The organism is Mucilaginibacter sp., assembly GCF_028287845.1.
Lineage (GTDB): Bacteria > Bacteroidota > Bacteroidia > Sphingobacteriales > Sphingobacteriaceae > Mucilaginibacter.
In genome coordinates this window covers 1-15,149 of sequence record NZ_JAQBOW010000036.1, presented here as the reverse complement: position 1 = coordinate 15,149, position 15,149 = coordinate 1, and the positions used below count along the sequence as shown (strand labels likewise).

Annotated in this window: 14 protein-coding genes; 7 read left to right on the top strand and 7 right to left on the bottom strand. The window is 39.0% G+C overall.

All coding sequences use genetic code 11. From position 1 onward, the window contains the following. Positions 1-806 precede the first annotated feature (806 nt). From bamD to JWP71_RS03390, 7 genes are all read left to right on the top strand, one after another. On the top strand, positions 807-1,730 hold the full coding sequence (gene bamD, locus JWP71_RS03420; RefSeq protein ID WP_299497167.1) for an outer membrane protein assembly factor BamD: 924 nt from the start codon (positions 807-809) through the stop codon (positions 1,728-1,730). Between the two features lie 11 nt (positions 1,731-1,741). Further along, a complete protein-coding gene (locus JWP71_RS03415) occupies positions 1,742-2,083 on the top strand; it encodes a DNA-directed RNA polymerase subunit omega (RefSeq protein WP_299497165.1) in 342 nt (113 codons plus the stop codon). A 120-nt stretch (positions 2,084-2,203) separates the two neighbouring features. Further along, positions 2,204-3,406 carry a bifunctional phosphopantothenoylcysteine decarboxylase/phosphopantothenate--cysteine ligase CoaBC gene (coaBC, locus tag JWP71_RS03410; protein ID WP_299497163.1) on the top strand — a complete coding sequence of 401 codons (1,203 nt, stop codon included), beginning with the start codon at positions 2,204-2,206 and terminating at the stop codon, positions 3,404-3,406. Then, positions 3,403-4,299, top strand: a complete 897-nt coding sequence (locus JWP71_RS03405) for a DUF4835 family protein (RefSeq protein WP_299497159.1) — start codon at positions 3,403-3,405, stop codon at positions 4,297-4,299. The genes coaBC and JWP71_RS03405 overlap by 4 nt, the downstream gene beginning before the upstream one ends. 89 nt (positions 4,300-4,388) lie before the next feature. Continuing rightward, entirely contained in the window at positions 4,389-5,027 is a 639-nt protein-coding gene (gene aat / locus JWP71_RS03400; protein WP_299497157.1) for a leucyl/phenylalanyl-tRNA--protein transferase, read from the top strand. Between the two features lie 92 nt (positions 5,028-5,119). After that, entirely contained in the window at positions 5,120-5,692 is a 573-nt protein-coding gene (ruvC, locus tag JWP71_RS03395; protein ID WP_299497155.1) for a crossover junction endodeoxyribonuclease RuvC, read from the top strand. Positions 5,693-6,022: 330 nt separating this feature from the next. After that, the gene (locus tag JWP71_RS03390; protein WP_299497152.1) at positions 6,023-6,943 is read left to right on the top strand and encodes a nucleotidyltransferase domain-containing protein; all 921 of its coding nucleotides are present in this window, start codon (positions 6,023-6,025) and stop codon (positions 6,941-6,943) included. A 267-nt stretch (positions 6,944-7,210) separates the two neighbouring features. On the opposite strand, the gene JWP71_RS03385 is transcribed toward JWP71_RS03390, so the two are convergent. From JWP71_RS03385 to JWP71_RS03355, 7 genes are all read right to left on the bottom strand, one after another. Next, on the bottom strand, positions 7,211-8,032 hold the full coding sequence (locus JWP71_RS03385) for a methyltransferase domain-containing protein (protein ID WP_299497149.1): 822 nt from the start codon (positions 8,030-8,032) through the stop codon (positions 7,211-7,213). After that, positions 8,032-9,495, bottom strand: a complete 1,464-nt coding sequence (locus tag JWP71_RS03380) for a radical SAM protein (RefSeq protein ID WP_299497146.1) — start codon at positions 9,493-9,495, stop codon at positions 8,032-8,034. Before JWP71_RS03380 ends, JWP71_RS03385 begins: the two co-directional genes overlap by 1 nt. Positions 9,496-9,566: 71 nt before the next feature. Further along, the gene (locus JWP71_RS03375; protein ID WP_299497143.1) at positions 9,567-11,033 is read right to left on the bottom strand and encodes a glycosyltransferase family 39 protein; all 1,467 of its coding nucleotides are present in this window, start codon (positions 11,031-11,033) and stop codon (positions 9,567-9,569) included. Between the two features lie 6 nt (positions 11,034-11,039). Further along, entirely contained in the window at positions 11,040-12,083 is a 1,044-nt protein-coding gene (locus JWP71_RS03370) for a radical SAM protein (RefSeq protein WP_299497140.1), read from the bottom strand. A 3-nt stretch (positions 12,084-12,086) separates the two neighbouring features. Then, complete coding sequence (locus tag JWP71_RS03365; protein WP_299497137.1) at positions 12,087-12,869, bottom strand: class I SAM-dependent methyltransferase; 783 nt, start codon at positions 12,867-12,869, stop codon at positions 12,087-12,089. Beyond that, positions 12,833-14,335 carry a radical SAM protein gene (locus JWP71_RS03360; protein WP_299497134.1) on the bottom strand — a complete coding sequence of 501 codons (1,503 nt, stop codon included), beginning with the start codon at positions 14,333-14,335 and terminating at the stop codon, positions 12,833-12,835. The genes JWP71_RS03365 and JWP71_RS03360 overlap by 37 nt, the downstream gene beginning before the upstream one ends. Before the next feature lie 58 nt (positions 14,336-14,393). Then, on the bottom strand, positions 14,394-15,149 hold a 756-nt coding region (locus JWP71_RS03355), incomplete at its 5' end, for a RagB/SusD family nutrient uptake outer membrane protein (protein WP_299497132.1).

The window sequence follows — 15,149 nt, the reverse complement described above, 5'->3', positions numbered from 1 at the left end:
CATTGTAAAATGTGTTGTTTGATTCACTGACCCTATTATTAATAATAGAATCTGTTAATCATTTTGTATAGTATTCTTTATACAATATCTCTCCAGTATTCCCTCTTCTTTTTTGTTCGCAAACCGTTCGCCTGTCATTGGTCATTAAGTCATTAGTCATTACTGACTACTTTCCCAATTTCCGATGCCTTCCTTCCGGCCCGCTCACTACATGATTTTCTATTTCCTAAAAGAACTTTATCGATTCCACTGTCGCAGTGAATCTGTATTTATGTTATCACCTTTAACAGTGATTACTTTTTCAATTTTTGTATCCGAAAATCGCTTTCGGTAACCGCTTAATTTAGCGCCCCTTTCTTTTGGGACTGCAAAGGTATGAACCTTTTTTACTTCTGCAAATTATATTTTAAATATTTTTTCGCCTTGTATTTTGAAGTGTTTTAGAACAACCGCGCTATCTCTTTTGCGGGCTGCAAAGGTACACACAGTATTGATTATAGCAAATGGTTATTAACATTAATTTTATATTATGGGATAAACGATTGCAAATCAGGCTGAAAAAATATCAGCAGACCATGGTGCAACCTGTAAGGTAAATTTTAGATTTATCTATACTATATAATAACAGCTATATTTAGATCAGTATCGGGATACTAAATACTGGCTGTTATATATACTACTCACTAAACCCATACGTTAAAAGATGTTAAAATACATACCTATATATATACATGTAAAAAACACGCTATATATTAGCCGATAAATAAATAATTGACTCATTTATAATATTCCCTTATCTTTGCAAAATGTTTAAAAAATATTCATCATTATTTGCCTGCATATTATTTGTATTAGCTGTTGCAGTTACAGGCTGCAAAAGCAAGTATGAAAAGCTAAAAGCAAGTAATGATAATGCTAAAAAATTCCAGGAAGCTCAAAGGCTGTATAAAAGGAAGGAGTACAGTAAAGCATTAGGTTTATTTGAAACCTTACTAACCCGCTATCGCGGGCAGGATGGCGCTACAGACCTGTTTTACGATAATGCAATGACCAACTATATGCTGAAGGATTACACTGCAGCGGCTTATCATTTTAAAGAGTTTGCAACCTCATACCCTTCTGACCCGAGAGCAGAAGAGGCCCGGTTTTACACCGCCTATTGCTATTACCTGGATGCACCTATATTTTCACTCGATCAGGAAAATACTACCAAGTGTATAGAATCATTACAACTGTTTATTAACCTTTATCCAAAAAGTGAGCGCGTTGCCGAAGCAAGTAAACTAATACAAAATTTACGCGACAGACTGGAGCTAAAAGCCTATTCGAACGCAAAATTGTATTTAATTATTGGCGATAATCAGGCTGCTGTTATTGCATTTGGCAATACATTGCGCGATTACCCGGATACAAAATATGCAGAAGAGATGGAGTATTTAACCATCAAAGCACAATATGAATATGCTCATCAAAGCCGTGAATTTAAACAGGAAGAGCGTTACACTCAAACTATAGCATTTGCCGATCAGTTTATTGAAAAATATCCTAAAAGCACATACTTGAGTGCAGCCCAGGGATTACGAAAAGACAGTGGAGTTGGTATAACTAATGCCAAACGTATAATAGCCCAGGCTATTAATGATGATAAACTTTATAGAAGACTTGCTAAAAAAGATTCTGTATTTATACCGATTTCGGAAAGACCGGACATTCATAAAAAAATGCCATAATAAAAAAAGATATGAGTAACAACATTAATAATACAACAAACAAACCTGCTATAGCCAGCAGTACCGTGACCCGCGATTTGCGCGAACTGGATGTAGAAACAGGCAATATTTATGAGTCGCTGGTAATTATGTCAAAAAGGGCTAACCAGATATCAAATAATATAAAAGAGGAATTGCATGCAAAGCTTTCTGAATTTGCATCATCAAATGATAATCTGGAAGAGATATTTGAAAACCGCGAGCAAATTGAAATTTCTAAATATTACGAGAAAATGCCTAAGCCTTCATTGGTAGCAGTTCAGGAATTTTTAGATGATAAAATTTACTATCGCAATCCGATAAAGGAGCAATAGTAGCTTCTTTATTCAAAAGGTAAAATTCAAAATTCAAAAAGTAGGCTTTAGCCAAACAGGGGCGTTTTATTGCGTACCTTTATTTTTGAATTTTGAATTTTTGTTTTTTACTTTATTTCTATGCTTGAGGGTAAAAATATCGTTTTGGGTGTATGCGGCAGCATAGCTGCATATAAATCGGCTTTACTGGTAAGGCTGCTTATTAAAGCAGGTGCACATGTACAAGTAGTGATGACGCCCGACGCTACCAATTTTATAACCCCTTTAACGCTTTCAACCCTTTCAAAAAATCCGGTATTAACAGACTACTTTGTTCCCGAAACCGGTGAATGGAATAATCATGTAGAATTAGGCTTAAATGCCGATTTCATAATTATAGCCCCTGCAAGTGCTAACACGCTGGCTAAAATGGCTAATGGGTTAACCGATAATTTATTAACCGCCGTATACTTATCTGCCAAATGCCCCGTATATTTTGCACCGGCTATGGACCTTGATATGTGGAAGCACCCATCCACTACAGAAAACGCGGCTGCCCTGCAATCTTTTGGAAATATTATGATCGCTCCCGGTAATGGGGAGCTGGCCAGCGGCTTGCATGGCGAAGGGCGCATGGCCGAGCCTGAAGAGATCATAGCCTTCTTATCGGCTGATATTAAAAAAAAACTCCCGTTAGCTGATATAAAGGCACTGGTAACCGCCGGCCCAACTTATGAGGCTATTGACCCGGTACGCTTTATAGGCAATCATTCATCGGGCAAAATGGGCTTTGCCATTGCCGATGAACTGGCTTCGCTGGGTGCTGATGTTACGCTGGTTTCGGGCCCATCTGCACAAGTGAGCAAACAACGATTGGTTAAACGCATTGATGTTACTACCGCTGCAGAAATGCTTGAGGCCTGCCAGCAATATTTCGCAACGGTTAAAGTATGTATTATGAGCGCCGCGGTATCAGACTACGCGCCGGTTACCATCGCCACGCAAAAAATAAAGAAACACGAGGCCGGGCTTACCATCGAAACAAAAAAGACTACTGATATTTTAAAGTTTTTGGGCGATAATAAACACGACGGCCAACTATTGGTGGGTTTTGCATTAGAGACGAATAACGAAGAAGCAAACGCTATTGAAAAACTTAAAAAGAAAAACCTTGATTTTATTGTACTAAATTCGTTGAGCGATACGGGCGCGGGTTTTAAATCCGATACTAACAAGATCACCATTATAGACCACGATTTGCAAAAAACCACCTTCGACCTTAAAAATAAAGAGGATGTTGCTAAAGATATTTGCCAAAAAGTTATAGCGCTTATTAAAAAATGAGGTTATTTAGTATTTATATAACATTGTTGCTTTGCGGGTTAACGGCTTCTGCCCAGGACCTAAACGCACATGTTACTGTGCTTGCCCCTAAAATACAAACCACCAATAAACGCGCGTTCCAAGCGCTGGAAACAGCAATGAAAGATTTTTTGAACGGGCACAAATGGCTTGCCGACCCCGTATTGCCACAAGAAAGGATAGATTGTAATTTTGTATTAAACATTACAGCCTGGGATAATGGCAGTAATTATAGCGGCGAATTACAGGTACAATCATCACGCCCGGTTTTTAACTCCAACTATAACTCTACCCTGTTAAGCATTAATGATAAGGATTTTGATTTTGTTTATACCGAAGGGCAAACTATTGATTATTCCGATCAAAGTTTTCAATCTAATCTGAGCTCTGTAATGGCATTTTATGCTTATGTAATTGCCGGTGCAGATTATGATACTTTTTCAAGATTTGGCGGCTCGGCTTATTTTAACATGGCACAAAATATAGTTACAAACGCGCAAACATCGTCTTACAAAGGCTGGAAGGCTTTTGATAGTAATACCAACCGCTATTGGCTTGCCGAGAATTTGAATAACAAGACGTATGCATCTTTGCGTGGTTTCTTATATGATTACCATCGTAACGGACTGGATTTAATGGCAGATAATACTACAAAAGGGCGCAAGGCTATTTTGGCTTTAATACCAATACTTACACAAGTAGACAGGCAACGTTTAGGAGCAATGTTTCCGTTAGTTTTTTTTACAGCTAAAGCTGATGAACTGGTATCGTTATTTGCTCATACCGATCCACAGGAACGGTTGCAGTCTTACAATATTCTTTCGCAAGCCGATCCGGCTAATGGCATTAAGTACCAGCAATTGTTGAAGAATTAGATTGTAAGTATACAGGTGTGACAAATCACTTTTATAAATAGTTTAACGCCTTTAGCTTTTATGTTACGGTAAGGTATAAATTTGTCCTGATGATATTCAGGCTCAATAAGCACTTACAATTTCCCAACCCTGAACTGGCCGAGCCGGATGGTTTGCTGGCAGTGGGTGGCGACCTTTCTACAGAGCGCTTAATGCTGGCTTATCAACAAGGGATATTCCCGTGGTATAGTGATGATACGCCAATTTTATGGTACTCGCCGCATGAACGGTTTGTGCTTTACCCGGATGAGTTGCTGATATCATCAAGTATGAAAAGAGTGCTCAATTCAAACCGGTTCAAGGTAACGTATAACCAATGTTTTGCTGATGTAATAGAGGCTTGTTCATCCGTTGAGCGTAAAGACCAGGACGGAACATGGATAACTAACGATATGAAGGCAGCTTATATAAAGCTTCATCATGAGGGCCATGCACATTCCATTGAAATATGGCAGGAGAATGAATTGATTGGCGGCATGTATGGTATAGCTGTTGGCGATATTTTTTGCGGTGAAAGCATGTTTAGCAAAGTAAGTAATGCCTCAAAAACCGCGGTAATAGCACTGTGCCAAAGCAAGAAATATAAGTTATTAGATTGCCAGGTACATTCTGACCATATGGAATCAATGGGTGCGCGCATGATAACCAGAAAAGAATACATGGCTATGCTGAATAATATAGAAGGATAGTTAACTTTAGGGCATTCCATATTTTTAGTAATAGGAATATCCGGAACACCCCGATTTAGAAGTTAAAAAACTTCTAAATCTAAATAGATAAAATGCAGGTAATAAACACAAAAGAGCGTATAATTTTAGGCATAGACCCCGGTACAGCGGTTATGGGTTATGGGCTGGTAAAAGAGACCGGCCCAAAAATTGAGTTGATTAGCCTGGGCGTGGTTAAAATGGATAAGATTGATGACCACATGTTAAAACTGCAGCGCATATTTGAAAAAACTGTTGCCCTTATTGATAATTACAAGCCCGACTGCCTGGCTATCGAGGCCCCCTTTTATGGCAAAAATATACAGGTAATGCTTAAGCTTGGCCGGGCGCAGGGCGTAGCTATGGCGGCGGCGCTTTCGCGCAGCATTGAGGTTACAGAATACTCGCCCCGTAAAATAAAACAATCTATAACAGGCAACGGTAATGCTACTAAAGAACAGGTTGCTGCTATGTTGCAGAACCTGCTAAGTTTTAAAGAAACGCCCGATTTTTTAGATGCTACCGACGGGCTTGCTGTAGCTGTTTGCCATTCGTTCCAAAAAATAAGCACGGGCAAAAGCACCAGCAAAAAATCCTACTCGGGTTGGGATACCTTTGTTAAGGATAATGCTAAACGGATTGTTTAGTACCATTTAGCTCCTATAAGCCTTGATGTTGATAATGAACGCGCTCAGTTGACTCACGCCGGCTTTGCTTCACTCGCCGACCCTCTTCGCTGCGCGGAAAGAGGGTACATTTCTATTCGTATCTTGCTTCTAACGGAGCAATTTTAGCCTTACCACCGGCAATCCCTTTTCGCGATTTCCCCTATACTTTGCAAAGCATATATGTTATAACCCAAAAAAGCTGTTTTTTTATTTAACACAAGGCAACCTATCCGTAGATATTTCCGTCATCAATATAAAAAGATGAACAAGTCCCCTGCATTGATAATATCCACTAATAACAGAGCATCCGTGACTGAGGTAAAGGAAAACATATTAGCTACGCTGGCCTATTTTGATCTGTTTAATTATCCGTTAACCAGCGTTGAGATATATTTATTCTTAAAGAATAAATATGAGCAGGAAGACTTTGATGGTGCGCTAAGATGCCTTATCGCTAATCAATCCGTCTATCAATTCAGCAACTTCTATACCCTTAAAAATGATTACTCTTTAATAACCAGAAGATGTGAAGGAAATAAAAAAGCTACAGAGTTGATTAAAATTGCCGAAAAGGTAAGTGAGATATTGATCAAATTCCCCTATGTGCGCGGTATAGCTATTTCGGGGTCCTTATCCAAAAACTTTGCTGATGAGAACTCTGATATTGACCTGTTTATTATAACAGCTAAAAATCGTTTATGGATAGCGCGAACGTTAATGCATCTGTTTAAAAAGTTAACCTATTTAGTAAACAAGCAGGATTACTTTTGCATGAACTATTATATAGATGAAGAGCAATTGGAAATTGTTGAAAAAACCATATATACAGCAATAGAGGTTGTTACCCTGATACCTTTACAAGGCGATTCTACGATAGAAAATTTTTATTCGGCAAATGCCTGGACAAGGGCTTATTTGCCCAATAAAATTATGCGATTATCATCTGCAAAACCATTAAAGCCTATTTTTTTTAAAGCACTGTTTGAAAAACTGCTGAATAACCGTTTAGGCAATGCCATTGACAACATGTTAATGAAAATTACAGCAAACAGGTGGCTAAAGAAAACACAGTTAAAAAAGGTAAATTCAAAAGGATCCGTTATGGGGCTGGATGTCAACAAGCATTATGCCAAGCCCGATCCTAAGAATTTTCAGAGCAAGTTGCTGGAGCAGTATCAAAATAAAATATCAAGACTGTTAATTTCTCCTCAAAATACCCTGGCCAATTAATAAATGTACTTTAATGGACGACATTATATGGTCAGTAATTTTGTTTCAATAACTTGTTACATCACTTCTAAATCAGACAATTTGTAATTATTTGATTATCAATTAAAAAACTTAAAATCACACTTGAAAATACTGACGAATAAGTTGTTACATTTTGTTACATCACTTTTCACTAATCAACTCATAAACAATTATTTAAGTCAAAATCTTGTTTCACTTGTTACATTTTGTTTCATCATCGCGTGTAACAAGATTTGTTTATTTATCTTATTTCTTTCTGAGCGATATCATATAATAATCGCCAATAGATCGCCATGGCCAGCTAAACCGGTATTTGTCTTCAAGCCTTTTTAGTCGCTCGTATACAACCGGATGCTTTTCGGCAAAATGCTCAATGTAGGATGGCGGAACGATAGTGCATAACCCTTCAACAGAAAGCACATTAAATGAATCTTTCAGCGTATTAATAATGTAGGATGGGTTATAATACCAACAAGAAAAATACGTGCCTTCCACATGCGCCTTTACCCCATTTTTGCTGAACCATCTGCGCGTAGCAGTTTTAAACATACCCTTAAATAACAGTAACGACTCCCACAAGCAAAATTTGGGTAAAACAACCAACGTAACCACACCATTTTCATTTAATAACTGAGGTAACGATAATAGCACTTTATCCAGCTCGCCTGTACAGTTCAAACCTGCAAAATTGGAGAAAACATAATCAAAGGGCCCTTTGTTTTTTAGATTATTCAGTTGCGTAAAAGAACACAACTCTGTGCTTATTAAATTATCCAGGTTGTATTTTAATGCTTTTTCGCGCAGCCTTTGCTGCATGCCTTCGGCGATATCTGTAGCATGAACTTTGTAACCCAGACCGGCAAAATAAGCAGCATCCTCGCCGGTGCCGCTGTTTAGCTCTAATATAGATGCGCCGGGCCGCAGGAATTGCAAAACGTGGGCCCTTACCCTGCCGCGTTTATAATTAACAATAGTATTGCCCGAGTATATGTCGTCAAATATTTCCGATTGTGCAGAGAAAGCTTTTGCCGCGTATTGTTCGTTTATATTTTCTGCCACGGCTTCCATTATATTCTTTCTAATTGATTAAGCTTCAAACGTTCAATATAAGTTGCCGGGGTATAATAAAAAACAGACAACGCCTTTTTTAAACTTCCGATATTAATAGCCAATGGGTTTTTAATTAGCTTAACAATGCTGTTTTTTGCCAGGTGCATATGGTAGTTTTTATGTACAAATTTATGCAGTTGCTTATAATAGGTTGGGGGGAATGTGTTGCTAAACATCAAAGCCATTTCATCAGAGTCGGTCCAGTTTGTTTTTTTCTTCAGATCAGCTTTTACCCTATCATAAAAAACAGTTCCGGGTAACGGGTAAGAAACAGATATGCCAATTTCAAATGGTAACAGTTCATTTATCATTTTAATAGTTAAAGCAATATCAGCCTTGTCCTCGCCGGGATAGCCAAACTGGATAAAGAAAGACGGCTTGATACCTTCTTTCTTCATGGATTTGGTAGCTATTTGTATTTGCTCAACCGTTATGCCTTTATCCATGGCATCCAATATTTTTTGCGACCCACTTTCAGCACCCATCCAAATATTTTCACAACCTGATGCTGCTAATGATGCCACTAACTTTTCATCTACCAATAAATCAGCCCTTGATTGTATTTTGAAACGGGTACGCAGGTTTTCTTTTTGAATTAGTTGCGAAAATTCCATTACCCAACCTGGTTTTAAGCCAAAAATATCATCACAAAACCATATATGGTCTATCGGGTATCGGTCTTTTAGCAATTTTAATTCTTTTATTACATTTTCGGGACTGCGCGAATTATAGCGGTTACCATAAATGGGCTTGGCGCACCAGTTACACTTAAACGGACAACCGCGGGTAGTACCCATGTTTATAGAGAAATAACCTACGCTTTTTAACCAACTTTCGCGATAGCGCTCCATATCAACTAAATCCCACGCCGGCAGCGGCAAGCTATCAAGATCCTTTAAAACAGGGCGCGGTATTGTTTTAATCGCTTTGTTATCTTTATTTATAAAAGCCAATCCCTGTATAGCAGTGTGATCTTCCAGGCCGGTTTCAATATGGTTAACCAGTTCAAGCAAAGTATGTTCGGCCTCGCCTATTATTACAAAATCGGCACCCTCTCTCAAATACTCCTCATAACGGTCTGTCGAGTCTGAACTGGAAACAATTACTGTGCATCCCTTTGCCTTAGCCATTTTACACATGCTAAAGGCCGCCTCACGCATATTGGTGAGGCACATTTTTGTGAGATAATTAAATCCATCATCATAAATCACAAAAAAATCGGGGCGTATTTTTTCCAATACAGGAATAACTCTGTTTGGATCTTCAACAAACATCGTATCAAATAAAGAAACGTTATAGCCATTCTCACGCATTAACGCAGCAGCATATAATGTTCCCAACGGAGCATAAGGCTGGCCCAATGACCATTGTTTAGGGTCAAATCGTAAAAAATACGAGTGTGAGAACAGTATATTATTCATTTGTATAAATAACTACGTTTTTAAAAGTTAATGGGTTGCCCCGGTTTTGTATTATACTTCAACATGAGTGCTTACTTTTTCATCCTGTAAATATTATAGTTATACATTGTTTTGTATAAATAATAATTCTTCTGTATCAGTTCATTAACAAACTGCCGCATATCTGTACCTACCAATTGCTCATATTCTGAAAACAAAGGAACAAGTATCATTGTCGGCTTATTTATTTGCATATCATGAAAGAATGTCTCCTTTGCCATCCGGGTTTGAGTGGCATTAAAGTAAACTGTTGGCGATATTCTTTCTGAGTAAACCTGCACCTGCGCGCCAAAACCGGCTACAAAAACTTTATCCAGGTAGGATGTATTGGCTTTTATCCATAATCCCAGTTCTTTTCGCGAACCTTCGTTCGGTTTAATGTAGGGTCGTATGCCATATTTTTCTACCGGGCCTGTACCGCCAATCAGTATTTTTTTGATATTTACCAGTGGTTCCAATAATTTGGGAAAGAAAGTGAGCCATATAATAACCATTACGGGCCTTACCGGCACTTTATGAACATTAACCAACCAGGTAATAGTAAACGCACTCATTAATGATAATGGGGCCAGCAGGTCTTTAAGATGTACCGTGCCATAAATGCCAATGATATTTATCCCGATAAACTCAAGGACGAGCCATAAAACAAACAAATCAACCTTTCTTTTTATAAAAATATAAGCCAGCACCAACGGATAAAACAGGATGATCTCTGAATAAAAAAACTTATCGGAAAAATTTTCCAGCTTCCATAACAGGCTACGATCGGTAGCACTGCCTGCTCCGAAATTATCTGACAGCCCATAGGTGAGAAAACTATGAAGATTGATGCCTGCAAAAAAACCCGCCGCTGCAAGAAATAGAATACTTAATGATACCCCTGCACAAAACGTCACGCTGTATATCCTGCTTTTACGTAATGATGAAATAATTAGGGTAAGGATGCCAAAAATTGCTGATAAACGAAACCCTAATCCTAACCCAGCCATTAAGCCACTGATTAGAACATCTTTTTTATTTTGCGCGGTAAGGTATTTATAAACCGCTACGGCAATAAACATTACCTCATAAGTTTCTGTAAATGCAACATATCTGCCGCCTGTGCCATGCCAAAGCAATGATAATCCGAAAAACGATATTGCTAACATACCAGCTTGTTGGCCTGCAACATGTTTAGCTATTTTATAAATATAGTATATACTTATTGATTGGCAGACGGTAGCCACCACCCTGGGGAACCAATAATTTACACCAAAAAGCGTATCTGATAAACCAAAAATGGCAAATATTAAAGGAGATTTATTGTCAATTCCGCCCGAGTAAGGAACCATACCATGCCTAAACCAGTTACGGCCTATGTAGTGCCACATGGCCTCATCAAATGATAAGGCGAAACCATCTGTAAGCAAGGTAACCAGCAATTGCAATATGGTTAATAATATAATTATCTGCAGTAACGTTGGTTGCCGGCTACTTACAGCTTCCTTCAGGTTCATCATACTATATTATAATTTTGCAAATGGCGACAAATTTAAACTACATACACATTTTACACATGTAGCATTGGTGCCCATATCCAGTGTTTTCCTGAAATTGATTGCTTCATTACTGTTTAATATATCGGCCAACGAGTTATCTCGTATATTACCTATAGTATCATGAAAAAAGCAGGGGCGCACACTGCCATCCGCCTCTATTACTGTTGATACCCATGGTGCATTACATTTTTTAAACGGAAACGCATTTAAGCCATAAAATGCCGCGTAGTAATTATATATATCCTGAATTTTCGCAGCAGATTCTGCTATAAATCCACTATTAAAATCAGCAGTATTACTAAGTATGGTATTAATAACCTCCTGTAGTTCAGGCAGCTCTTTTTCACTTATTAAAATTTCATGCTGCTTTGGCTCACTCCATGCAGTTTGGCGGTTAAAGGCATGGCTGCTAATATCAGCAGGTAAAAAACTTACCTGGTTTATACCCATTGCTTTTGCTGCTGCAATAATTGCCGGCCAGTTCCTGAAATTTATACGATGTATAACTGTACGCGATGTAATACGGTAATCAGGGTTTATTGATTTAATATGCTCCACACCCTCCTTCAGCTTTTTAAAAGCATTAGGGATATTGCGGATAGCATCATGTATGGCCTCGTCACCATCCAGCGAAACTATCATATCATCAACCCACTTTAATATCAGCGGGGCATTGTTTTTTATAGATAAACCCGTAGTAAGCAGGCTCACTTTAATATTTTGCTTTTTTAATATTTCGCAAAGCTTAAAAAAATTGGTATTCAGCAAAGCTTCACCACCCGACATGACCACCTGTTGCGTTCCAAATTTTTTCAACGATAACAACAGATCGTTTATATCCTGTTCGGTAAGCTGTTTCAGATTTTTATTGTCCTTCCATATATCGCACATTACACACCTGCAATTGCAGGCACTATGCGGCATCAGGATAACTACCGGCAAGGCAGATATCTGGTGCGTTTGCAATGTGCGCAGGCGTTTGTAAGTATGTGTTATAGGTGTAAACAACATGATTTATTTATAAATAGCTATCCAGTAAAACGGTTCTTTTTTAAATATGCGATTAAATAGGTTGCCGGGATTAAAAAGCACCCGGTAGTTAAATCCCCCAAAGCCGCTTATAGTATGATGGAAATAATGATCGGCCATTTCTGGTATGCCCATATCGTTATAATAATCTCGGCAACGCCCGGCTGCTTTGCCAACTTCCGGCGGGTCATAAAATGGTGTGTCAATAATATGTATCTCGCCGCCCCGGTTTAAAATATTTAGTGCTTGTTGCAAAACAGTAACTATCGATGAGAAATATTGTAATGATGCAGCCAAAACAATCACGTCAAACCGCGCCTTATCAAATGTACGATCGTTAAAATCATCGCATACAAATTGAAGGTTGGGCTTTTTAAAAATACGACTCGCCTGGCTAATTTCTGTGTGGTTTATATCAAGGCCGGTTACATCTGTATGAGGCATATCGGCCATTTTTGCCGATAACCATCCGTTGCCGCAGCCAACTTCCAGTATATTTAAATACTTGTGCTTCTTTCCTAAATGAGTTAATAATCTGCCGCTTGATTGTTTCCTTATCTCCCACTCGTGCGAGTGGGTATCAAAATCGGGCAGGGCTTTTAACTGGTCGTCGGTATAAACCTTTTTTTCGTGCTGCCTAACCGCAATATAAAGTTCTTCAAAACCGGTCTCTGGTTTTTTTGAATGTTTCTTTGCAATATCTTTAACACTTATATCCAACGGCTTTAATTTTAAAATCCCTGTATTTCCGGCTGGCGATATTTCCAAACCCGTTGCAGCAGCTTTATCTCGTATGGGTATTGGTACACATTTATTTTATAGCGCAAAGTTGATACCGCTTTTATAGCCGCACGTTTTAGTTTGCTTAGCCTGATGTCTGTTGTTGTTGGGTAAACGCCATTTAGCACTGTTTCAAAATTCCTTATCTTATCAATCATTTCGGGTGTTAGCCATGGCGTGAGCGGGTTTTTCCTCATATCAAAATTTTCCCATGCCGGGCTTATCCAATCTTCCAGCGTTTGTGGAAATTTAAAGCCGCTGGCCAATACCTGTTTATATAGTTCTGATCCCTCGGTAGGTACGGGGCTATAGGTATAAATAATGATCTCTGTTCTCGGGTTTATCGCTTTTACTTTTTTAATAAAATCTATTTCAAAATCAATTTGCGCCATAACCTGCTGCGGCGTTGGTGCAGGAGTGCCTAACACAAATGAATATTCTGGAATAATGTCAAACTTCTTTAGGCGTTCGGCAAATTCAAGTATTTGGTTGCCGGTTTGGGTGCCTCCTTTATCCAACTGCGCTAAAATGGCATTATTGCCGCTTTCGGCACCAAAGAATATAATCTTGCACCCACCCCTGCGTATGGCTTCTAATGATGAGTCTTTAAATTTATGCATCGTATCAATACGGGCCATTCCCCACCAGGACATATTTTCGGGTTCAATTAGTTTTGAAAACTCAACCGCGCGTTTTTCAGAAACAAAGAAGTTATTATCATGAAACTCAATCGCGGTAGCGCCCCATTTATCTTTAATATCTTTAATGTCGTTATAAACAGCTTGTGCCGATTTTGCCTTCCACCTTGCCTCATAAATAGGTACCACTGCACAAAATGAGCAGGTGAACGGACAACCTATGCTGGAATGATAGGCCAATGTTTTTTCGCCCAAATAGGTTTTGCCTAAAAACTTGGGGATAGGATAAAATTCATTTAGTTTATTGTAAGGTAATGGCGGTAGCGAATCCTGGTCTATCAGGTCCTCTTTAGCTGTTTTAATTAGTTTGCCATCTGTGGCCCGGTAAATAAGGTTCCTTATAAATTCATACGGCTCGTCTTTTTCCAGTGCATCAATTAACGCCGGAAAGGCGTGGTCGCCCGGGCCATTTATGATAAAATCAACATAGCCGGAATACAATACAGCGTCTGGCTGATTAGATGGAAAGTAGCCCCCCCATATCATTTTTGTATCAGGATATTTTAGTTTTATGGCTTTGGAAAACAATATAGCCTGCCTTAATTGCGGGCCCGGCATTACCGTAAAACCCAGGTATTTAAACTCGCCGGTATCTATATAAGCTTCCATCTTCTTTAAAGGATCGGCTTCGCAATTCCCGTCAACAATTACCCATTCATATTTTCCTTCAATAGACGCGGCGATATTTAAAATAGAATTGGGTATTCTATATTTAGAATTGGCGCTTTTGGGATTAAACAATAATATCTTATTCATAGCAATAGATCAAATGAGCTTGTGCATAAGCTAACTTATACACAAGCCCGGTAAATTATTAATAACCAGGGTTACGGTTAGGTACCAGTAATGGATTTTGTGAAGCATCAGTGCTCGGGATATCAGCATAGTAATATTTCGCGTTAAGGGTCCTGGTACCACCAGAGTTTTGCTTGATATACACATAATCATTCGTATCCAGATCCCAGTAGCATTGGATGGTATACTCCTGTCTGTTGGTAAAGTCGGTTGCTAAAGCTCTCCACCTTGTATAATCCCACCAGCTTTTGTTCTCATAGGATAGTTCTACCAAACGTTCGTGACGGATAAGGGCCCTGCTGATGGTAGCAAGTGCAGGTATGCCCGCTCTTGCACGCAACAGGTTAATGGCCGATAGCTGCTCGGCAGCCGGTTTGCCCAACTCGAATGAAGCCTCGGCAAAATCAAGCAATACTTCTCCGTAACGAAGATCCATCCATGAGGTGCGTGAACTGTAATCATGTATCAGGGTGATATCTGTTACCGGATCGGTCCATTTCTTCAACCAGCATGAGCCGTTATCATCATTAGCCGAGTTACCGGTACCAACAACATAAGTGGTTGCTTTACCGCCATTAAATTTGGCCGGGTTAATATTAAACTGCTTGTAGGTGCTGCTGGCTGGGTTAGTATCAAAAAATTGTTTGAAGTCATTTCCATTTATAGTGGCATTATTTAAGATAACTCCCCTTTGCGCGGTAATGATCTCTGTTCTAAAGAACGTTCCGTTAGATACGAATGTGCCGTGGTAACGCGGGTCCTTCATCAGGAACGG

Bases quoted from the DNA above. Each gene is read 5' to 3' on its own strand.
- JWP71_RS03370 (WP_299497140.1), bottom strand. From the start codon at position 12,083: ATGTTGTTTACACCTATAACACATACTTACAAACGCCTGCGCACATTG.
- JWP71_RS03415 (WP_299497165.1), top strand. From the start codon at position 1,742: ATGAGTAACAACATTAATAATACAACAAACAAACCTGCTATAGCCAGC.
- JWP71_RS03385 (WP_299497149.1), bottom strand. From the start codon at position 8,032: ATGGAAGCCGTGGCAGAAAATATAAACGAACAATACGCGGCAAAAGCT.
- ruvC (WP_299497155.1), top strand. From the start codon at position 5,120: ATGCAGGTAATAAACACAAAAGAGCGTATAATTTTAGGCATAGACCCC.
- JWP71_RS03405 (WP_299497159.1), top strand. From the start codon at position 3,403: ATGAGGTTATTTAGTATTTATATAACATTGTTGCTTTGCGGGTTAACG.
- JWP71_RS03375 (WP_299497143.1), bottom strand. From the start codon at position 11,033: ATGATGAACCTGAAGGAAGCTGTAAGTAGCCGGCAACCAACGTTACTG.
- bamD (WP_299497167.1), top strand. From the start codon at position 807: ATGTTTAAAAAATATTCATCATTATTTGCCTGCATATTATTTGTATTA.
- aat (WP_299497157.1), top strand. From the start codon at position 4,389: ATGATATTCAGGCTCAATAAGCACTTACAATTTCCCAACCCTGAACTG.
- JWP71_RS03380 (WP_299497146.1), bottom strand. From the start codon at position 9,495: ATGAATAATATACTGTTCTCACACTCGTATTTTTTACGATTTGACCCT.
- coaBC (WP_299497163.1), top strand. From the start codon at position 2,204: ATGCTTGAGGGTAAAAATATCGTTTTGGGTGTATGCGGCAGCATAGCT.
- JWP71_RS03360 (WP_299497134.1), bottom strand. From the start codon at position 14,335: ATGAATAAGATATTATTGTTTAATCCCAAAAGCGCCAATTCTAAATAT.